Genomic DNA, 19,755 nt, shown 5'->3' with positions numbered 1-19,755 from the left:
CGATGCGCAAACTGATCTACCTTCTTTTACTGGTCGGCCATCTGGCCACGGCGGGCGAAGTGCCCGCCTACCAGGACCGCTTCGGCCGCGCCATGCCGGTAGTCGCCGTCGTCGGTGAAAACAGCGGCACCGAGCTGACCGACTTCGTCATCCCCTACGGCGTACTGGCCCGCTCCGGCGCGGTGCAGCTGCTGAGCGTCGCCACCAAAGCCGGCCCGCTGTCCATGCGCCCGACACTGACGCTGCAAGCCGACGCCACCACCGCTGAATTCGACCAGCGCTACCCGCAAGGCGCCGACTATGTGATCGTCCCGGCAGTCAGCCGGCCTGCCGACACCACCCTCGTCGCATGGATCGCCGCGCAGGGCGCGAAAGGCGCCACCGTCGTCAGCATCTGCGACGGCGCACTGGTGGTCGCCAACGCGGGCCTGTTCAAAGGCCGCCGCGCCACCGGACACTGGGCCACCGAGTCTTATCGCAAGGAGCACTATCCGGACACGCAATGGATCAGCAACACCCGCTACGTCGCCGACGGCAAAGTCGTCTCCAGCGCCGGCGTCAGCGCCTCCATGCCCATCACGCTGGCACTGGTGGAAGCCATCGCCGGCCGTGAGCGCGCCGACGACGTGGCCCGGCAAGTCGGCGCCGACGGCTGGAGCACGGAGCATGACAGCGACATCTTCCGCCGCCGCCTGGGCACCAATCTGAGCGCCTACATCGCCGGCTATACCAATCACTGGTTCCACTCGCCCGACAGCCTGGGCGTGGCTGTGGCGACCGGAGTGGATGAGATCACGCTGGCCTACACCGCCGACGCCTGGTCGCGCTCCAAGCGCAGCAAGGTCTACACCGTGGCCGCCAGCACCGAGCCTCTGCGCACCCGCTCAGGCCTGGCCATCGTGCCGGACCGCGTGCAGGGCGCCGCCGACGCACCCGAGCTACTACCGCCCGTCGCCGAAGCCACGCTGCCCAACAAGGCGCTGGACATCGCCCTCGCCGGCCTCGCGCAACGCTACGGCCGCAGCACCGCCAAACTGGTCGCGCTGGAATTCGAGTATCCTTCCTACCACTGAAGCCCATACCCGAGCACCGTCATGCCACCGAAACAAACCCTGCGCGTCGTGCTGCTCGCCTATGACAACATGAACCTGCTGGACCTGAGCGGCCCTTTGCAGGCGCTCGTCACCGCCAGCAAGCGACACAGCGGCAACGGCCCCGCGCTGTATGAAACCATCGTCGCCTCGGCCGACGGCGGCCTGATTACCACCAGTGCAGGCTTGCCGGTGATGACTGTGTCCATCGCCACACTGGAAGGTCTGGCCATCGACACGCTGATCGCGGTGGGCGGCTGCAAGGGCCAGGAGTACTACTCACCGCCAGTGCTGGTGGACTGGATAATCCGCCAGACGCCCAAGGTACGCCGCCTGTGCTCCGTCTGCACCGGCGCCTTCCTGCTTGCCGCCGCCGGGCAGCTGGACGGCAAGCGCGTCGCCACGCACTGGGAATGGGTGGAGCGCCTGCACAAGCTGCATCCGGCGATCGACATCGACGCCGACAAAATCTTCATCAAGGATGGTTCAATCTGGACCTCGGCCGGCGTCAGCGCCGGCATCGACCTGACGCTGGCGCTGATCGAGGAAGACTATGGCCATCACGTCGCCATCGAAACGGCGCGCCAGCTGGTGATGTTCATCAAGCGTACCGGCGGGCAGTCGCAATTCAGCGTGCCGCTGGCTGCGCAAGCGCAGCAAGGCGGCCGCTTCGACGGCCTGCACGCCTGGGTGGCGGCCAATCTGCGCGAAACGTTGACGGTAGACCGGCTAGCCGAGCAAGCCGGCATGACGCCGCGCACCTTCGCCCGCAGCTACGCCGCGCAACTGGGGCGCACACCGGCAAGAATGGTGGAAGCGATGCGGCTGGAGGCCGCATGCAGCGCACTGGAAAAAACCGCGCTGCCGCTGAAGACCATCGCGGCCAACACCGGCTATGTGGAAGAGCAGAACCTGCGGCGCGTATTCCAGCGCCATCTGGGCGTGAGCCCCGGCCAGTACCGCAGCCGTTTCTCCAGCCACGGCGCCACCGTTCAGTCCTTGTACTGAGGCCCCGACATCAGGAACCCGCCGCCCTGGTAAATGGTGGCGACATCGTCCTTCGGCGGATAAGCGCCGGTCTCCGGGAAGTTCGCCGCAAACTGCGCCGAACTGTCCTTCGGATTAAAGCCCAGGTGCGCAGCCTTGCTGTTATCCCACCAACTGCCCGGATTGGCCGAGGCGCCAAACAAAATCGTATGACCAACACGCGGCGTGAACAGCGCGCAGCGCAAGGACTCCACCAGATCGTCATAGCTGAACCACGTCACCAGCATGCGCGGATTGACCGGCTCCGGGAACGAAGAACCGATGCGCAGGCACACCGTCTCGATGCCGGTGCGGTCGTAGTAATAGCGCGACAGCGACTCGCCGAAGCACTTGCTCACGCCGTACAGGCTGTCCGGCCGCATCGGGCTGTCGGCGTCGATGTAGTCGGTGGTCTTGTAGTACCCGATGGTGTGGTTGGAGCTGGCGAACACCACGCGCTTGACGCCGTGCTTGTGCGCCGCCTCATACAGGTTGTAGGTACCGGCGATATTGGCCGCCATGATGTTCTCGAACGTATTCTCGGTCGAGATGCCGCCGAAGTGCAGCACCGCGTCCACCCCCTCCAGCAACTTGAATACGGCAGCCTTGTCGGCCAGGTCGCACTGAACGACCTCTTCGCCCTCACGCGCCACGCCCATGTCGCCAATGTCGGACAAGCGCACCACATCGGCCCAAGGCTGGATGCGCTCGCGCAGGATTTTACCCAGGCCGCCGGCGGCGCCGGTCAGCAATAATCGTTTAAATGGTTTAGTCATTTTTCTGTCTCGGTTTTTATCAAGTCACCGGCGCCGGGTTGAACAGCACCAGTGCGTTATGCAGTTTCCATTTTTCCGCCCAGGTACGGCGTCCGCTGGCGACATCCAGCAGCAGCTGGAACATCTCCCAGCCCACGTCCGCGATCGTCGCATCGCCGCTGGCGATGCGACCGGCGTTGATGTCCATCAGATCGTGCCAGCGCTCGGCCAGCTCGTTGCGCGTGGCGACCTTGATGACCGGCACCTCGGCCAGGCCATACGGCGTACCGCGCCCTGTGGTGAAGACGTGCAGGTTCATGCCCGCCGCCACTTGCAGCGTGCCGCAAATGAAATCGCTGGCCGGCGTGGCGGCGTAGATCAAGCCTTTCTGCGTCAGCTTCTCACCCGGCGACAGCACGCCGGATATCGGGCTGCTGCCGGATTTGACGATGGAGCCCATCGCCTTCTCGACGATGTTCGACAAGCCGCCCTTCTTGTTGCCAGGCGTGGTGTTGGCGCTGCGGTCCACGCCGCCGCGCTTCAGGTAATTGTCGTACCACTCCATTTCGCGGATCATCGCTTCCGCCACTTCCGGCGTGGCCGCGCGCGAAGTCAGTTGATCGATCCCGTCGCGTACCTCGGTCACTTCGGAGAACATCACCGTGGCGCCGGCACGCACCAGCAGATCGGTGGCGAAACCCACGGCCGGATTGGCGGTCACGCCGGAGAAGGCATCGCTGCCGCCGCACTGCACGCCCACCACCAGCTCCGAGGCAGGCACGGTTTCGCGGCGGCGCTTGTCCAGCGCGGCCAGGTTGATCTCTGCCTGCTTCATGATCGAAGCTATCATCGACATGAAGCCCACATGGCCCGCATCCTGCAAACACACCAGCGCAGGATCGGCGCCGCCGCCGTTCTGGATCGGAATCGAGCCTTTGGGGAACAGGCGTGCCGGTTGCAGCTTCTCGCAACCGAGGCTGACCACCATTGCCTGTCCGCCGAAATTCGGATTCAGGCTGATATTGCGTAGCGTGCGGATCGGCACCATCGCGCCCGGCGCATCGATCGCCACGCCGCAGCCGTAGGTGTGCTCCAGCCCCACCACGTCGTCAACGTTCGGATACTTCGGCAGCAGCTCGTCCTTGATGCGCTTGACCGCAAACTCCACCACGCCCGCCACGCACTGCACGGTGGTGGTGATGGCCAGGATGTTGCGCGTGCCGACGCTGCCGTCGGGATTGCGGAAGCCCTCGAAGGTATAGCCTTCCAGCGGCTCGGCCGGTGGCGGCAGGTTGGTCGATATCGGCAGGTTGACCAGTTCGCGCGCGGCCGGCATTTCCACCTGCGGCTCGGCGACCCAGCTGCCGGCGGCGATGTCGCGCGCCGCGTAGCCGATGGTGACGTTGTAGCGCCGCACCGGATCGCCCTTGGCGATATCGCACAGCGCCACCTTGTGGCCCTGCGGGACGGCTTCCAGCAGCGCCAGGCCGTTGGAGAAGACCGCGCCGGCCGGCAGCCCGCCATCGTTGACGACTATGGCGACGTTATCGTTGTCGTGCATGAGGATGTAGCGCGGCGTCCCTGTGATCGTCGGTGTCGGCATGTGTGTTCCCTGTCTTCCTGTTCCGGGATCGGCATCCCGGCGAACGTTGTTTTTTCGCGTTTTCTTGTGCACTGCAAAGTGGTCAGGCCACTTCCGGACTGGCCGGACTGCCATTGGCTGTGGCCGGAGCACCACAGGCCGAAACGGCTTGTTTGCGGGGCTACAGCCCTGTAAACTCCCCCTTCCCGCAGCTGCATGACGATTTTAGTATGACAGCTAAAAATTAATTTGGCTAGTCCACATTGCATATTTGGTCTGACCACCTTAGAATGGCCTGACCAGATGGCGATATTCAAGCCACCCTACGAATACGAGACACAGATGCTGAAAAAGACTTCCGCCCCTGCCGACAGCACCGCCCACGAACCGCGTTTGTACCGCGTAGTGGCAGACCGCATCCAGGAACTGATACGCGAAGAGAAGATCGCCGGCGGCGAGCGCCTGCCGTCCGAGCGCGATCTGGCCACCAAGCTGAGCGTCAGCCGCGCCTCGCTGCGCGAAGCGCTGATCGCGCTGGAACTGGGCGGTGTGATTGAAGTGCGCGGCGGCTCCGGCGTCTACGTCAGCGAAGTGCCGGAACCATCGGCGGCCGATCTGCCGGAAGCCGGCCCCGGTCCGTTCGAAGTGCTGTCCGCGCGCCGCCTGATCGAATCCGAAATCGCCGCCATCGCAGCCCGCGTCGCCACCGACGGCGCCATCGACGCCATCCTCAAGGCCGTCGTCGAGATGGAACAGAACCACGACAATTATTCGAGCAACGAGCAGGCCGACCGCAACTTCCACCTCGCCATCGCACGCGCCACCGGCAACAGCGCGCTGGTGGGATCACTGAACTACCTGTGGGACCAGCGCGGCCGCCTGTGGCACAAACTCAAGGAACACTTCCAGACCGAGGAACTGCGTCAGGAAACGCTGAAGGATCATCGCCGCATCCTGGAGGCGATCGCCGCCCATGACCCGGCGGCGGCGCGCAAAGCCATGCGCGCCCACCTGGAACGCGTGACCCGCACCTTCTCGCGCGGATAGTAAAGAAGTAGAAGTTCAAGAAGCAGCAGCACAGCAGCACCGCAGGACTGGCCTCGATGCCAGTCCGCGAACAAAGCAATAAGTTATCGACCGTCCTGGACCTCGGTTCGCCTGCACCCGCATGGCGGCCCTCGTCTCAACGGCACGGGGCACGCGAGGTGCTCCACTCACGTCCAGTGCTTTACCAGCACGGCGCATAACTTTATTCAAAAAGACGAAGGAGACTAGCATGAACACGTCCGATCACTCGGTCCAGAACCGTTCCGCCCAACCCCGCCTGCTGCTGTCAGCCATCACCGTGGCCGTGCTCACGCTGGCCAACCAGGCGGCCGCACAACAGAGCGGAGAAGCGGCCATGACCCGCGTCGAAGTGACCGGCTCCAGCATCAAGCGCCTGGCCACCGAAGCCTCGCTGCCCGTCAGCACCGTCAAGGCCGAGGACTTCATCAAGCAAGGCATCACCACACTGGCCGACATCATGATGTCGCTGCCGCAGTCCGCATCGCTGGCGCCGTCCAATGCCGGCTCGGGCACCAACATCAACCTGCGCGGCCTGGGCGTGAACCGCACCCTGGTGCTGCTGAACGGCCGCCGCATGGCCAACGAAGCCATCGCCGACGGCTACGCCAACCTGGACGTGATTCCAATGAGCGCCCTGTCGCGCGTTGAGATCCTGCGCGATGGCGCTTCGTCGATCTACGGCTCCGACGCGATCGGCGGCGTGGTCAACTTCATCACCAAGACCTCCTTCGAAGGCCTGTCGCTGACAGGCCAGGAAGTACAACCGCAGAAGCATGGCGGCGGCGACGAACAGCGCGCCAGCATCACCTGGGGCAAAGGCAATCTGGAACGCGATGGCTGGAGCTTCTACGGCACCATCGACGCCCACCAGCGCACGCGCCTGGCCGCAAAAGACCGCGCCGACCTGAGCTCCGCCGACCTGTTGACCAGCATCGGCCGCCCGCCAACGCTGGGCACCGGCGGCAATGCCACGCCTGCCAACTTCACCACCTCCACCAACAAGACCGCCCAGAACCCATACGGCGCAAGCGGTTGTCTGGCGCCCTACTCCATCGTCGGCCAGAAGGGCACCTGTATCCTCGACAACAACGAGTACGGCACCGCCTTGTACGCCAACCAGCAGGTGACGTTCTACGCCCGCGCCGCCAAGAAGATCAGCGATGACCACGTCGTCACCGTCGACTACTCGCGCGGCGAGGAATTCATCCTCGGCACCAAGAACCCGACCAACGCGCTGGCCGTCAACGGCGTCAGCGCCACGCTGCCTTCCACCAGCAAATGGTATCCGGGTAAAAGCGGCGGCGTACCCGCCGTCGCAGGCCTGAACAACGCACCGCTGATCCTGACCTGGGCCGTGGCCGACCTGGGCCTGGCCACCACCAAGGACGTGCAGCTGAACCAGCGTCTGGCCATCAGCGACGAAGGCACGCTGGCCGGCTGGGACTACAAGGCCGGCCTGGTGATCGGCATTTCGAAACGCGACAATTACTACTACTCCGGCTACGTCAAAGGCCAGGGCCTGCTGGACGGCCTGAAAAGCGGAGCGCTCAATCCATTCGGCGTGCAGGATGCAGACGGCAAGGCCTACCTCGACACCCTCCGGGTCGACAACGTCAAGAACCGCACCTCAAAATCGACCTTCACCGGCGTCGACCTGACCGCCAGCCGCTCGCTGATGGAACTGGAAGGAGGCTCGATGGCGCTGGCCTTGGGCGCGGACTTCCACCGCGACACCACCGAAGACACCAAGCTGCCGATCAGCGCCGAAGTCACCTACGCCAGCGCCACGCCGTCGCACGGCGAAGGCGCGCGCAACGTCGCCGCGCTGTTCGCGGAATTGAACGTCCCGATCACCAAGAAGCTGGAACTGAACGTCGCCGTGCGTGACGACCATTTCAGCGACTTCGGTAACACCATCAATCCCAAGGTCAGCTTCCGCTACGAGCCGTCCAAGCAGCTGATGTTCCGCGGCTCGGCCAACACCGGCTTCCGCGCGCCGACGCTGTTCGACCGCTACGGCTACCGCCTGGCCGGCGCCACCGGCCTGACCTCGGCCAAGTGGGACGATCCTGTTCTCTGCCCAGGCGGCACGCCAGGCGTGGCCGGCACCGGCAAAGCTCTGCCAGGCCTGGTCGCATCGACCGTCTGCAACACCACGCTGCCCAAGCAGACCGGCTCCAACGCCGCGCTGGTGCCGGAAAAATCGAAAGGCTTCACGCTGGGCACCGTGTTCGAACCGACCAAGTCGTCGGTGGTGTCGATCGACTACTGGAACATCAAGATGACCGACATGCTGGCGAACTTGCCGGAGCAGGTCTACTTCCTCGATCCGGCCAAGTACGCATCCTTCTTCGTGCGTAACGCCGACGGCACCATCAACTACATCAAGAACACCACGATGAACCTGGGCGGCCAGAAGGCGGCCGGTGTCGACGTCTCCGCATCGTATGCCTTCCCACGCATGGCCATCGGCGACTTCAAGGTATCCATCGACGGCACTTACCTGACCCAGTTCGACAACCAGCTGGATAAAGGCAGCCCGTACGTATCGAACATCGGCCAGTTCGGCCTGGCCAGCAACGGCACCACCTCCAGCTTCCCTATCATCACCTACCGCTGGAAGCACACGCTGAAGCTGAACTGGGCCGCCGGTAACTGGAACACCCAGCTGACCCAGAACTACAACTCCAAGTACACCGACCAGAACCTGGTGGCGCAGCAGTACTGGCGCAACATCAACTCGTACAAGGTATGGAACTGGACCACGACCTACAACGGTTTCAAGAACACCCAGGTCACGGCCGGCATCACCAATCTGTTCAACGTGAATCCGCCGGTCACCAACAGCAGCCTGTATAGCTTCGGTTATCTGAGCAGCGCCGCCAGTCCGATCGGCCGCGCCTTCAACGTCCGCGCCACCTACACCTTCTGATGAGAGCAAAGATGCATACAGTCGAACAGAAAGGCGGAGGCTTCGGCCGCCGCCGCTTCCTGCAAGCCCTGTCGGCCGCCGGCGTTACCGGCGCCACCGTCCCGGCAGCGCTGGCGGCCAACGCCAAGGCCGCCGATCCATGGAAGGAAGCGCAGGCCATCATCGACCGCTTCAAGATGCCGTTGAAGTTCCGCGACCAGGACTTCGTCGTGACGGCCTTCGGCGCCGCCACCTGCGAGGTCAAGCCTGTGACGGCGTGGACCTCGTTCACCGAATCGGACACGCTGCAAACCCCGATGGCCGGCTCGCCAGACTGCTACCCGGCGATTGCGGCGGCCATCGCGGCCTGCCACAAGGCCGGCGGCGGCCGCGTGGTGATCCCAGCCGGGAACTGGCTGTGCGCCGGTCCTATCGTGCTGCTCTCGAACGTGAACGTGCACCTGAAGGCCGGCGCCCACGTCTACTTCAGCAACAACCCGGCGGACTACGCCAAGTACGGCGCCTACGACTGCGGCAAGAACGGCAAGCTGTCGATCACGCGCTGGGAAGGCAACGACCTGCTGAACTACTCGTCGATGGTGTACGCCCACGGCCAGGACAACATCGCCCTGACCGGCGAGGACTGGACCAGCATCCTGGACGGCCAGGCCGGAGTGGCCTTCGATGGCGATCCGGATTGCTGGTGGTCGTGGAAGGGTCGCGAGAAACCGAATTGGGCCGACGATATCGCCGCCGGCGCGGGCAACTACGTCAAGCACACCAAGGGCAAGACCGAAGTGCACGTCAATCCGGTCAACCCTACTTCGCTGCGCGAGATCGCGCCGCACCTGAGCGAAGCGGAAGCCCTGTTCATACAAGGCCCCAATGACAAGTGGCGCACCGACTCGTACTTCCTGCGTTCGCTGGCTGAAGCCCGCGTGCCGGTGGAGAAGCGCATCTTCGGCGTCGGCCACTACCTGCGGCCGCACATGGTGCAGTTCATCAGCTGCACCAACGTGCTGTTCGAAGGCTACCAGACCACCAACACGCCGTTCTGGCAGCACAATCCGGTCAACTGCCACAATATGCATGTGAAGAGGATCTACGCCAACAGCATGGGCCCGAACAGCGATGGCTTCGATCCCGAGTCGTGCACCAATGTGCTGATCGAGGACTGCCACTTCAACACCGGCGACGACTGCATCGCCATCGATTCGGGCAAGGGTCCGGACATCCAGTTCGGTCCGGCGAAGAACATCGTGATCCAGAACTGCAAAATGCAGAGCGGCCACGGCGCGCTCACGCTGGGCAGCATCATGTCCGGCGGGATCGAGAACATCTACGCGCAGAACCTGGTGTTCGAGAACAGTTACTGGAAGACCGATCCGCTGAACATCGCGATCCGCCTGAAGACCAATATGAGCCGCGGCGGCTACCTGCGCAATATGCATGTGCGTAACGTGCATATCCCGAACGGCATCCGCACCACGCCGGCCTTCTATTCCACCTTGCCTGGTTCGCTGATTCCGACCAAGTCGGTGGCCACGTCGGCGGGCGGCATCATCACCATCGACTGCGGCTACGATCCGATCAACGACAACGTGCGTATCCGTCCGCCGAGCGTCAGCCATGTGCGGATCTCGAATGTCACCTGCGCCAACGTCGAGACCAAGGCGGGCAGCTACTCCTGCTACCAGGCCATCGTGATCCTCGGGCCGGTGGCTTCGGACTATAACGGTCCGGGCAAGCCGGTGGTGCTGCCGGTGTCCGACATCGAAGTCAGCGACTGCGATCTGGGCACGCCCGTCAATGCGGACAAGCCTATGTACCTCTACAACGTCAAGGGCTTGAAGCTGAAGAACGTCAAGATCGCCGGCAAGGCTGTCACTCAGAGTTTCTCCGCCTGAGTTCAGGCGCCGGACCGCGATGCGGCCGGCGCCTTTTTTTTCGGATACCGTCATGAACTTCCAGAGTCTCACCCTCGCCGCCGCGCTGATGCTGGCGGGCGCCAGCACCGCCGCCGAAACGCCGGCCAAGCCTATACGCATCCTGCTGGTCGGCGATTCGACGATGGCCAACAGCAGCGGCTACGGCGACGCCTTCTGCTCGCGCGTCAACCGCGCCAATACCTGCCTCAATCTGGCCAAGGGCGGACGCAGCTCCGGCAGCTTCCGCGCCGAAGGCCGCTGGGATGAGGTGGAAGGACTGCTGCGCGGAGCCGCCGCCTATCGCAGCACCTATGTGCTGATCCAGTTCGGCCACAACGACCAGCCGGGCAAGCCTGGCCGCTCGACCGATCTGAAAACCGAATTCCCCGTCAACATGGCGCGCTATGTGCAAGAGGTGAAAGCACTGGGCGGCATCCCCGTGCTGGTCACTCCACTGACGCGCCGCAGCTTCACCAACAACGTCCTGGAAAACAATCTGCTGCCGTGGGCAGACGTGATCCGCACTACTGCCGCCGCGCAGCACGTCGCGCTGCTCGACCTGAACGCGGAAAGCTACGCTGCCGTGCAAGCGATGGGCGAGGATGAAGCCGACACGCTGGCCGTGGCGCCCCGTCCCGACAAGATCACCGAAGCCACGCTGGCTGCGGGCAAAGTGGAAGTCGCGGGCGCCGCCAAATCCGCCTTCGACCGCACCCACGTCGGCGCCAAGGGCGCGGCCTACTTCTCGCGCATGGTGATGGAAGAGATGAAGCGCGCCTTGCCGGAAACGGCCGGCCAGTTCAAGCCGGAGAGCGAGCAGTGATGAAGCAGCTGTCTCCTGCGGGTATCGCCTTCCTGCTCGCCGCTTCCGGCGTAAGCTCGGTGCACGCGCGGGACACGCGCAAAGTCGCCGAGCCAGTCGAGCCGCCGTCTTGCGCCGTGCTGACTGCCGCACCTGCCGATGCTGCGCCGGGCAAGGACGACACCACCCGCATCCAGAACGCCATCGACCACTGCGCATCCGGCCAAGCCGTGAGGCTGACGGCCAACAATGAACAGCGCAGCTTCGTCTCCGGCCCGCTCACATTGCGCAGTGGCGTCAGCCTGCTGATCGATGCCGGGACCACGCTGTACGCCAGCACCAATCCAAAACTGTTCGATCGCGACACAGGCGCCTGTGGCAGCGTCGATAAAATCGGCAAGGGCTGCAAGCCCTTCATCACCGCCGACCGCACCAAGGGCAGCGGCATCTTCGGCGCAGGCAGCATCGATGGCCAAGGCGGCCACGTGGTCGATGGCGGCAGCGAATCGTGGTGGCAGCTCGCCCGACGCGCGCAGAAGGAGGGCGCCCGCCAGAACGTGCCGCGCCTGATCGAAGTCACCGCATCGCAGGACTTCACGCTGCACAAGATCACGCTGCGGAATTCGCCCAACTTCCACGTCACGCTGAACAACGTGGACGGCTTCACCGCATGGGGCATGCGTATCGATACACCCGCCACAGCGCGCAATACCGACGGCATCGATCCCATCTCGTCGCGAAACATCACCATCGCCTACAGCCATATCCGCACCGGCGATGACAACGTCGCCATCAAGGCCGGCAGCAACGGACCGACGGAAAACATCTCCATCCTGCACAATCATTTTTACAGCGGCCATGGCATGTCCATCGGCAGCGAGACCAATGGCGGCGTGCGCCGCGTGCTGGTCGATGACTTGAGCATGGATGGCACCACGTCCGGCCTGCGCATCAAGAGCGACGTCTCGCGTGGCGGCGTGGTGGATCAGGTCAGCTATCGGAACGTCTGCCTGCGCGACGTCAAAACACCGATCGACATCAGCACGCGCTACAACCCGCGCGCGGAGGGGGCGCTCGTTCCGATCTACACCAACATCAGCTTCGACGGCGTGCACAGCGTAACGCCGGGCCGCATCATCATGCAGGGACACGACGAACAGCACCCACTGCAAGCCACGCTACGCGATGTCAGCATCGGCGGCAAGGCAGACAGGAAGATCGAATTCGCCAACCTCACCGGTGAAATAAGCAGCACGCCAACAGCCGACTGCATGAACCGCTTTACGGCCGGCGCGCCCGCCGCACGCCCGCAACTCAGCATCGAACAATCCAAACAATTCACCTACAGCGAGGTGCTGAAATACGTCGGCGCCGCCGGCAGCGAAACCATCGACCCGTGGGATCCGCTGGCAGATCCACTGGCGACCGGCAAAGCCTACACGCCCGACTACATCGTCGACCAATCCACCAAAGCCGACGGAATCAAAACATTCAACACCGTGCAGGAAGCCGTCAGCCGCGCCGTCATCGACAGCAAGGACCATCCTGCCAAACGCCTTTACATGCTGATCAAACCCGGCATCTACCGGGAGCTGGTCTACATCCCCGCTGCCGCCGCACCGATCACCCTTTACGGCGAAGGCGAAGACCCAGCCTCCACGCGAATTACCGCAAAGCTGGACGCATCCAACACCGGCACGGCCTACGCCGCGCAGTACAGCGCGCAGTTCGCCGCAGCCCCCGCCGCCGTGCAGGCCATGTACGCATCCATCAAGGACCGCCCGCAGATCGGCACCTTCGGCACCGCCACCGTCTGGGTGCAGAACCAAGGCTTCCAGGCCCGCAACCTGACCTTCGAAAACGCCTACAACAAAGACACCGGCAACGCCCGCGCCGAATCGCTCCCGAACATCAACAACGTCCACCATCAGGCGCTGGCCTTGCAAGTGGACGGCGCCGACAAAGCGCAATTCGAGAACATCCGCCTGATCGGATTCCAGGACACGCTCTACCTGAAGTCTCCGCAGACCGGCAGCACCTCGCGCAGCTTCTTCAACAAGTCCTATATCGAAGGCGACGTCGATTTCATCTTCGGCGACAGCACCGCCTACTTCCACCAGACTGAAATCAAATCGCTGGGCGACCGAGGCCTCTCCTATGCCGCCGCGCCGGACACCCACATCAAAACCCGCTACGGCTTCGTCTTCGACCACTGCCGCTTCACGCATGACGGCTCGGCCAACGCGCGCGCCGGCACGTTCTACCTGCTGCGCCAATGGTTCCACAGCTCGCGCTGCACGCCCTACGCCACGGTGCCGGTGGACGGCTATGCCTGCACCTTCGGCCCGGCCAACGGCTACCAGGCGCCCAAAGGCACCGTCGCCAGGACGTCGCTGGAAGCGGTCGGAAAAATGGTGGTGCTCAATTCCCGCATCGGCCCGCACATCAACCGCACCTCGCCCTGGTCGGACTGGAACAAGAAAGGCACGCTGGCGTACCGCCCCGTCCAATACAACTCCGACGACCATTGGAACAACCTGATTAGCGCCGGCATCGATCCAATCAAGGATCTCGGCTACACCGCAAAGCCATCGCCACCGGACATCTTCCTCGGTGAGTTCAACAATTCGGATGAATAAGGAACACAGCATGACGATCAACACCCAGCGCCGCAACCTGATGAAGGCATTGCCCGCAGCAGCAGGCCTCACGCTTGGCGTCCAGGCCCGCGCCGCCACCGCGCCCGATCCATGGCTGCAAGCGCAGGCCATCATCGACCGCGTCTCCAGGCCGCTCAAGTTCCGCAAGCAGGATTTCATCGTCACCGCCTACGGCGCACAGACCTGCACCACGGCCAAAGTGAAGGCCTGGATCTCATTCGAAGAACAGGACGTGGTCGACACGCCAGCCGCAGGTTCGCCCGACTGCTACGCCGCCATCAAGGCCGCCATCGCCGCCTGCCACGAAGCGGGCGGCGGCCGCGTGCTGGTCCCCGCAGGGAGCTGGTACTGCGCCGGCCCTATCGTGTTGCTGTCTAACGTGAACCTGCACCTGAGCGCGGGCGCGCAAATCTACTTCAGCAACAACCCGGCCGACTATGCCAAATATGGCGATATCGACTGCGGCAAGCACGGCAAGCTGTCCATCTCGCGCTGGCAGAGCAACGACTGCCTGAATTTCTCGTCGATGATCTATGCCTACGGCCAGGACAACATCGCCCTCACCGGCGACGACTGGACCAGTACCCTGAACGGCCAGGGTGGCGTGCCGTTCAACGAACAAGGCGATTGCTGGTGGACCTGGAAAGGCAAACTCAAAACGCTGAACGCAGTGGCGCAAGGCTCGACGCCCAATTTCACCAAGGGGAAGATGTCGGAGAACACCGAGAACCCGTTGAACGCTGAATCGCTGTCCACCATCGCGCCGCAACTGACCGAGGCGGAACGCCTGCTGATACAAGGCGAAGGCGCCCGCTGGCGCGCGGACGCGCAGTACCTGCCGGCGCTGTCGGAAGCGGGCGTGCCGCTGTCCCGGCGCGTGTTCGGCTTGGGCCACTATCTGCGGCCGCCGATGATACAGCTGATCGGCTGCACCAATGTCCTGCTGCAAGGCTATCACGTCACGCATACGCCGTTCTGGCAGCACCATCCTGTCCACTGCCGCAACATCGTCATCCGCAAGGTCCACTGCGAAAGCCTGGGTCCGAACAGCGACGGCTTCGATCCCGAAGCCTGCGACCATGTGCTGATCGACGGCTGTACCTTCGACACCGGCGACGACTGCATCGCCATCAAGGCCGGCAAGGATCTCGATACGCAGTATGGTCCGTCGCAAAACATCGTGATCCAGAACTGCACCATGCAGAGCGGCCACGGCGCCGTCACGCTGGGCAGCGAGATGGCCGGTGGCATCCAGAACGTCTACGCGCAGAACCTGGTTTTCCAGAACATCAACTGGGCCACCAATCCGCTTAACACCGCGATCCGTCTGAAGACCAACCTGAATCGCGGCGGCTACCTGCGCAACTTCTACGTGCGCGATATCTCGATACCCAACGGCGTGCAGACCAGCCCTTCGTTCTATGCGTCGCTGCCTGGGTCGCCGATACAATCGAAGACCGTCGCCACGGCGGCCGGCGCCATCGTCACCTTCGATTGCGACTACACGCCGATCAGCGACAACGTCCGTACGCGGCCGCCGGTGGTCAGCGATGTCCACATCTCCAACGTCAGGGTCGGCAACGTGAAGACCAAGGATGGCAAGGTCGTGTCGTGCTATCAGGCGATCGTGATACTCGGGCCGGTGGCGTCGGACTACAACGGCCCGTTGCCGATGCCGCCCGTGGTGCCAGTCACCGGCGTCACCATCACCGACTGCGACTTCGGCCTGCCCGCCAACATGGAGCAGCCCTGGTTCCTCTACAACGTCAAAGGCCTGACGTTGAAGAACGTAACCATCGGCGGCAAGGTCCACAACACCAGCATTACAAAATTGTAATGATTTATTGATTGACCACGCATGCGGCGAAAAATAGAATCAGTTCGATGCAATAAAAACATCATAAAGGTTCTATATGCCCATCTTTCCAGTTACTGAGAAATTGAAACGTGCAGGGCTGGCAGCAAGCCTGCTGCTCGCCTTGTCGTCCGCCGGCTATGCCCATGGCGGCACGGCTCCCATCCAGCAACTGCCGCAGGGATGGACGCCGCTGCCCGCTTCCGCCGCTGCGCCGGAAGCAGGCCTGACGCTGTCCGGTCAGTTCCAGCATCAGGGCAATGCCGACACCGCCGTGCTGGTACAGAACGGCCAGGGTGGCGCGTATGGTTTGGCCGTGGTGCCGGGCACGCCGGCCGACGGCGCGGCCAGCATCGTCAAGACCTTCAAGGATATCCATGCCAATCCGCCGCGCCTGTCGCTGATCCATCCGGGCAGCTACCAGCCGGTATGCCACAGCGGCGAAAGCTGCGCGCCGCTCAGCATCGCCAATGAGTCGATCGGATTGTGCTTCGGCGAAGCCAGCTGCGAGATCATCTATTTCGCCGACGGTGCCTATCACGAGATGCACGTAACGGACTGAGCTCGCCTTCGGGCTTGAGTGCGGCGGCGTTCCGGTTGCCCCCGGCCGGAACGCCGCGACATGAGGCTCGGTGGGCGTGGTATCGGCACAACCGGCCGCCTATCGCCGCGTGGATTCGCCTATACTGGCCTGACTTTATCGTCCGGGGTCCGCCATGCGTCCACTGTTCATGCTGTTGTTGTCCTCCACCACCATCGCCAGCGCCGCGCAGGCCGCGCCTGTCGACGCGCTCAAACCGATGGCCTTTCTGGCCGGGCATTGCTGGAAGGGTGATTTCCCCGAAGGGAAGCAGAGCGATGAGCATTGCTTCCAGTGGAAGTACGACGGCAATGTGCTGAGCGATGTCCACACGGTACGCACGCCGGGCAAGCCGGATTATGTCGGCGAGACGATCTACTACTACGATTCGGCCGCGAAGCAGGTGGCTTTCCTGTACGTGGAAAACGGCGGCGGCTACAGCCGCGGCACAATGACGCCCACCGCCACCGGCCTCGAATTCCCCGCCACGCAATACGTCGCCAACGGACAGTCCCTCACCTACCGCGTCCGCTGGACACCGTCGGGCGCCGACGCCTACGAAGCCTTCAGCGAAATGAACATCAAGGATAAATGGGTCACGCAGTTCAAGCTGGTGCTGAAGAAACAGTGACTTGCCGCTGTCACTTCTTGAAGCCGCTGACAATCAGATACCAGTGACAACGCCGACTGCTTTTAAGGTGTTGTCCGGCAAACGGCGAACCAGACCAAGCGAGGAACCATCGCCCTTCTGCTTCTCGTCATAAGCCACCTTCAGCAAAGCAAAAGCGCGCAGCATTGCTTCTCCCTTGCTGATTCCTCTAGCGCACGCAATCATATTGAGCGCATCATCGACTTCTGGGGACATTTCCACAGTCATGCTTCTCATGGCACACCTCCATCGCAGCACATGTGATAAAAAATTATACTGCGCTTTTCTCGGTCGGTTTGTTTGAGAAAACCCAAACGGACGGATGAGGATATGAGGTGGAAATAATCAAAAAAGGGCAGACGCCTGTTCAGCATCTGCCCCGTCGTTACAGGCCGAACGGCGTTTCCGCCACGCCTTTGACGCCAGGCCGCAGCATCACCACCGCTCCGCCCCACTCCGCGTCCTCCGGCTTGCCGGAGACGATGGACGTCACCAGCAGCGTATCAAGATCCTTGCCGCCGAACGAGCACATGGCCGGCTTCAGCATCGGCACGTCGATGCGGCGATCCAGCTTGCCGTCCGGCGTGAAGCGCAGCACGCAGCCGCCGTCGTTACCGCAGATCCAGTAGCAACCCTCGCTGTCGATGGCGGCGCCGTCGGGGCGGCCCGCATACGTCGACATGTCCGCGAACACGCGGCGGCCGGATGGCATGCCGTCGTCGATGTCGTAATCGAACGCCCACACCATGCGCCGCGCCGGATGCGAATCCGACAGATACATGGTGCGGCCATCCGGCGAAAACGCCAGGCCGTTCTGCGTAATCAGCTCCGACACCACGGGCGCTGAAATGCCGCGCTCCATGTCATAGCGATACAGCTCGCCGACCGCGCGCGCGGCCGCCATGTCCATGAACATGGTGCCGCTCCAGAAGCGCCCCTGACGGTCGCAGCGGCCGTCGTTGAAACGCATGCCCGCACCCAGGCCGGCGGCGGGCGCAGCCAGCTTGATCTGCGCGGCGGCTTCCGCCTCGCCCAGCTCAAGACTGAAGATGCCCGTCTCCATGCCCGCGATCAGCCCACCGCCCGCCTTGGCCGCGACACACGCGACCATTTCGGTGGTGGTCCAATAGCGCGACGCACCGGTAGCGCCGTCCAGCCGCCACACGCGCTTGGCGGGAATATCGACCCAGTACCAGGCCGATTCCGCCGCGCTCCACGTTGGGCTTTCGCCCACCGTGCAAACGATATCGCTTACGCGTTCCATACCAGATCGCCGTTGACGACACGCGGCAGGTTCTGCGGGTTGGCGTCAGCCAGCGATTCAGGCAGCAGATACGAAGGCACATCCTGATAGCACACAGGACGCAGGAAGCGGTCGATGGCCGAAGCGCCGACCGACGTGGTGCGGCTGTCGGAGGTCGACGGGAACGGGCCGCCGTGCACCATCGCGTGCGACACTTCCACGCCGGTGCCGAAACCGTTGAACAGGATGCGGCCCACTTTGCGTTCCAGCGTAGGCATCAGGCGCGCGGCCAGTTGGCGGTCGTCTGCGGTGGCGTGGACGGCGGCGGTCAGCTGGCCTTCGACGTGTTCGGCCACGGCCAGCATCTGCGCTTCATCGTCGCACACGACCAGCAGCGAGGTCGGTCCGAAGATCTCGCCTTCCAGCGCGGTGTTGGTCAGGAAGGACTTCGCATCCACCTGATACAGGAAGGCTTGCGCTGCGCATGGTGCGTCGGTGCCCTGGCCTGCGGCGACCTGCTGCACGCCGTCGACAGCAGCCAGGCCGCTGACGCCGGTGACGTAGGCCTTGTGTATGCCAGGGGTCAGCATGGTGGTCGCACCCTTCGCGCCCAGCGTGCCTGCCACCGCGCCGACGAAGGCTCGCAGCTTGTCGCTCTTCAGGCCGACCAGCAGGCCAGGGTTGGTGCAGAACTGGCCCGAACCCAGGGTCAGCGAATCAGCGAAGGCCTGTGGCAGCTTGGCGTTATCCAAAGCGCCCGGCAGCAGGAACACCGGATTGATCGAGCTCATTTCAGCGTAGACCGGGATCGGCTCCTTGCGCGCGGCGGCGGTACGCATCAGCGCCAGGCCGCCCGAACGCGAACCGGTGAAGCCCACGGCCTTGATGGCAGGATGGCTGACCAGGTTCTGGCCGATGGTCTGGCCGGAGCCGATCAGCATCGAGAACACGCCTTCCGGCATGCCGCATTCTTCGGCGGCCTTGGCGACAGCCTTGCCGACCAGTTCCGAAGTACCCAGGTGGGCCGAGTGAGCCTTGACCACCACCGGGCAACCCGCGGCCAGCGCCGACGCGGTATCGCCACCGGCCACCGAGAACGCCAGCGGGAAGTTGGATGCGCCGAACACGGCGACCGGGCCCAGGCCGATTTTACGCAGACGCAGATCGCTGCGCGGCGGCGTGCGTTCCGGCAGCGCGCTGTCCAGCGTGGCGGACTGGAAGCGGCCGTCGCGCACGACTTTCGCGAACAGGCGCAGTTGATTGCAGGTGCGGCCGCGCTCACCTTCCAGGCGGGCTTGCGGCAAGCCGCTTTCCTGCATCGCGCGTTCGATCAGCGCAGGGCCGATGTCCATGATGCGGTCGGCGATGGTTTCCAGGAACTTGGCGCGCGCTTCCAGGCCGGTGGCGCGATAGATGTCGAAAGCCTGGTCGGCCAGTTCGCAGGCGCGCTGCAGATCGGCGGCGCCAGCCAGGCCGAAGGCCGGTTCGATTTCCACGTTGCGCGATGGATCGATCGCCTTCATCGTGCCTTCTTTACCCAGGACCGCGCTGCGGCCGATAACCATTTCACCTGCAATCTGCATATTGACTCCTTATGTATGAAAA

The 19,755-nt window shown here is 63.6% G+C and carries 15 protein-coding genes; 10 read left to right on the top strand and 5 right to left on the bottom strand.

What is annotated here, in order from left to right:
* The first annotated feature begins 2 nt into the window (after window positions 1-2).
* On the top strand, window positions 3-1,073 hold the full coding sequence (locus GEV02_RS04475) for a DJ-1/PfpI family protein (protein WP_152836776.1): 1,071 nt from the start codon (window positions 3-5) through the stop codon (window positions 1,071-1,073).
* Between the two features lie 21 nt (window positions 1,074-1,094).
* Entirely contained in the window at window positions 1,095-2,099 is a 1,005-nt protein-coding gene (locus tag GEV02_RS04470) for a GlxA family transcriptional regulator (protein ID WP_152836775.1), read from the top strand.
* On the opposite strand, the gene GEV02_RS04465 is transcribed toward GEV02_RS04470, so the two are convergent.
* Both GEV02_RS04465 and garD read right to left on the bottom strand, forming a co-directional pair.
* Window positions 2,084-2,893, bottom strand: coding sequence for an NAD-dependent epimerase/dehydratase family protein (locus tag GEV02_RS04465; protein ID WP_152836774.1), 810 nt, complete (start codon window positions 2,891-2,893; stop codon window positions 2,084-2,086). The two genes, GEV02_RS04470 and GEV02_RS04465, sit on opposite strands and share 16 nt — an antisense overlap.
* 19 nt (window positions 2,894-2,912) lie before the next feature.
* Window positions 2,913-4,475 carry a galactarate dehydratase gene (gene garD, locus GEV02_RS04460; protein ID WP_152836773.1) on the bottom strand — a complete coding sequence of 521 codons (1,563 nt, stop codon included), beginning with the start codon at window positions 4,473-4,475 and terminating at the stop codon, window positions 2,913-2,915.
* A gap of 282 nt (window positions 4,476-4,757) precedes the next feature.
* On the opposite strand from garD, the gene GEV02_RS04455 reads away from it, so the two are divergent.
* From GEV02_RS04455 to GEV02_RS04420, 8 genes are all read left to right on the top strand, one after another.
* Window positions 4,758-5,501, top strand: a complete 744-nt coding sequence (locus GEV02_RS04455; protein WP_152836772.1) for a FadR/GntR family transcriptional regulator — start codon at window positions 4,758-4,760, stop codon at window positions 5,499-5,501.
* 229 nt (window positions 5,502-5,730) lie between these two features.
* A complete protein-coding gene (locus GEV02_RS04450; protein WP_152836771.1) occupies window positions 5,731-8,454 on the top strand; it encodes a TonB-dependent receptor plug domain-containing protein in 2,724 nt (907 codons plus the stop codon).
* Between the two features lie 11 nt (window positions 8,455-8,465).
* Window positions 8,466-10,340, top strand: coding sequence for a glycoside hydrolase family 28 protein (locus GEV02_RS04445; RefSeq protein WP_152836770.1), 1,875 nt, complete (start codon window positions 8,466-8,468; stop codon window positions 10,338-10,340).
* 52 nt (window positions 10,341-10,392) lie between these two features.
* Complete coding sequence (locus tag GEV02_RS04440) at window positions 10,393-11,184, top strand: rhamnogalacturonan acetylesterase (protein ID WP_174998974.1); 792 nt, start codon at window positions 10,393-10,395, stop codon at window positions 11,182-11,184.
* Window positions 11,184-13,802 carry a pectinesterase family protein gene (locus tag GEV02_RS04435; RefSeq protein WP_152836768.1) on the top strand — a complete coding sequence of 873 codons (2,619 nt, stop codon included), beginning with the start codon at window positions 11,184-11,186 and terminating at the stop codon, window positions 13,800-13,802. Before GEV02_RS04440 ends, GEV02_RS04435 begins: the two co-directional genes overlap by 1 nt.
* Before the next feature lie 10 nt (window positions 13,803-13,812).
* Window positions 13,813-15,660, top strand: coding sequence for a glycoside hydrolase family 28 protein (locus tag GEV02_RS04430; protein ID WP_235922668.1), 1,848 nt, complete (start codon window positions 13,813-13,815; stop codon window positions 15,658-15,660).
* Between the two features lie 103 nt (window positions 15,661-15,763).
* Window positions 15,764-16,240: a hypothetical protein gene (locus GEV02_RS04425; protein ID WP_152836766.1), complete on the top strand. Its 477-nt coding sequence runs from the start codon at window positions 15,764-15,766 to the stop codon at window positions 16,238-16,240.
* A gap of 154 nt (window positions 16,241-16,394) precedes the next feature.
* On the top strand, window positions 16,395-16,889 hold the full coding sequence (locus GEV02_RS04420) for a hypothetical protein (RefSeq protein WP_152836765.1): 495 nt from the start codon (window positions 16,395-16,397) through the stop codon (window positions 16,887-16,889).
* A 33-nt stretch (window positions 16,890-16,922) separates the two neighbouring features.
* Here the strand turns inward: GEV02_RS04420 and GEV02_RS04415 are convergent, their stop codons facing one another.
* From GEV02_RS04415 to GEV02_RS04405, 3 genes are all read right to left on the bottom strand, one after another.
* On the bottom strand, window positions 16,923-17,144 hold the full coding sequence (locus GEV02_RS04415; protein WP_152836764.1) for a hypothetical protein: 222 nt from the start codon (window positions 17,142-17,144) through the stop codon (window positions 16,923-16,925).
* Window positions 17,145-17,292: 148 nt separating this feature from the next.
* Window positions 17,293-18,171, bottom strand: a complete 879-nt coding sequence (locus GEV02_RS04410) for an SMP-30/gluconolactonase/LRE family protein (RefSeq protein WP_152836763.1) — start codon at window positions 18,169-18,171, stop codon at window positions 17,293-17,295.
* A complete protein-coding gene (locus GEV02_RS04405) occupies window positions 18,159-19,733 on the bottom strand; it encodes an aldehyde dehydrogenase (NADP(+)) (RefSeq protein ID WP_152836762.1) in 1,575 nt (524 codons plus the stop codon). The genes GEV02_RS04410 and GEV02_RS04405 overlap by 13 nt, the downstream gene beginning before the upstream one ends.
* Between the last annotated feature and the right edge of the window lie 22 nt (window positions 19,734-19,755).

This window comes from Rugamonas aquatica, assembly GCF_009380215.1.
GTDB lineage: Bacteria > Pseudomonadota > Gammaproteobacteria > Burkholderiales > Burkholderiaceae_D > Rugamonas > Rugamonas aquatica_B.
Note: the sequence above shows the minus strand (reverse complement) of the source record. Positions and strands in the feature narration are given on the sequence as shown.

Excerpts from the sequence above, each read along its gene's own strand:
- GEV02_RS04475 (WP_152836776.1), top strand. The coding sequence starts at position 3 with ATGCGCAAACTGATCTACCTTCTTTTACTGGTCGGCCATCTGGCCACG.
- GEV02_RS04470 (WP_152836775.1), top strand. The coding sequence starts at position 1,095 with ATGCCACCGAAACAAACCCTGCGCGTCGTGCTGCTCGCCTATGACAAC.
- GEV02_RS04465 (WP_152836774.1), bottom strand. The coding sequence starts at position 2,893 with ATGACTAAACCATTTAAACGATTATTGCTGACCGGCGCCGCCGGCGGC.
- garD (WP_152836773.1), bottom strand. The coding sequence starts at position 4,475 with ATGCCGACACCGACGATCACAGGGACGCCGCGCTACATCCTCATGCAC.
- GEV02_RS04455 (WP_152836772.1), top strand. The coding sequence starts at position 4,758 with ATGGCGATATTCAAGCCACCCTACGAATACGAGACACAGATGCTGAAA.
- GEV02_RS04450 (WP_152836771.1), top strand. The coding sequence starts at position 5,731 with ATGAACACGTCCGATCACTCGGTCCAGAACCGTTCCGCCCAACCCCGC.
- GEV02_RS04445 (WP_152836770.1), top strand. The coding sequence starts at position 8,466 with ATGCATACAGTCGAACAGAAAGGCGGAGGCTTCGGCCGCCGCCGCTTC.
- GEV02_RS04440 (WP_174998974.1), top strand. The coding sequence starts at position 10,393 with ATGAACTTCCAGAGTCTCACCCTCGCCGCCGCGCTGATGCTGGCGGGC.
- GEV02_RS04435 (WP_152836768.1), top strand. The coding sequence starts at position 11,184 with ATGAAGCAGCTGTCTCCTGCGGGTATCGCCTTCCTGCTCGCCGCTTCC.
- GEV02_RS04430 (WP_235922668.1), top strand. The coding sequence starts at position 13,813 with ATGACGATCAACACCCAGCGCCGCAACCTGATGAAGGCATTGCCCGCA.
- GEV02_RS04420 (WP_152836765.1), top strand. The coding sequence starts at position 16,395 with ATGCGTCCACTGTTCATGCTGTTGTTGTCCTCCACCACCATCGCCAGC.
- GEV02_RS04415 (WP_152836764.1), bottom strand. The coding sequence starts at position 17,144 with ATGAGAAGCATGACTGTGGAAATGTCCCCAGAAGTCGATGATGCGCTC.
- GEV02_RS04410 (WP_152836763.1), bottom strand. The coding sequence starts at position 18,171 with ATGGAACGCGTAAGCGATATCGTTTGCACGGTGGGCGAAAGCCCAACG.
- GEV02_RS04405 (WP_152836762.1), bottom strand. The coding sequence starts at position 19,733 with ATGCAGATTGCAGGTGAAATGGTTATCGGCCGCAGCGCGGTCCTGGGT.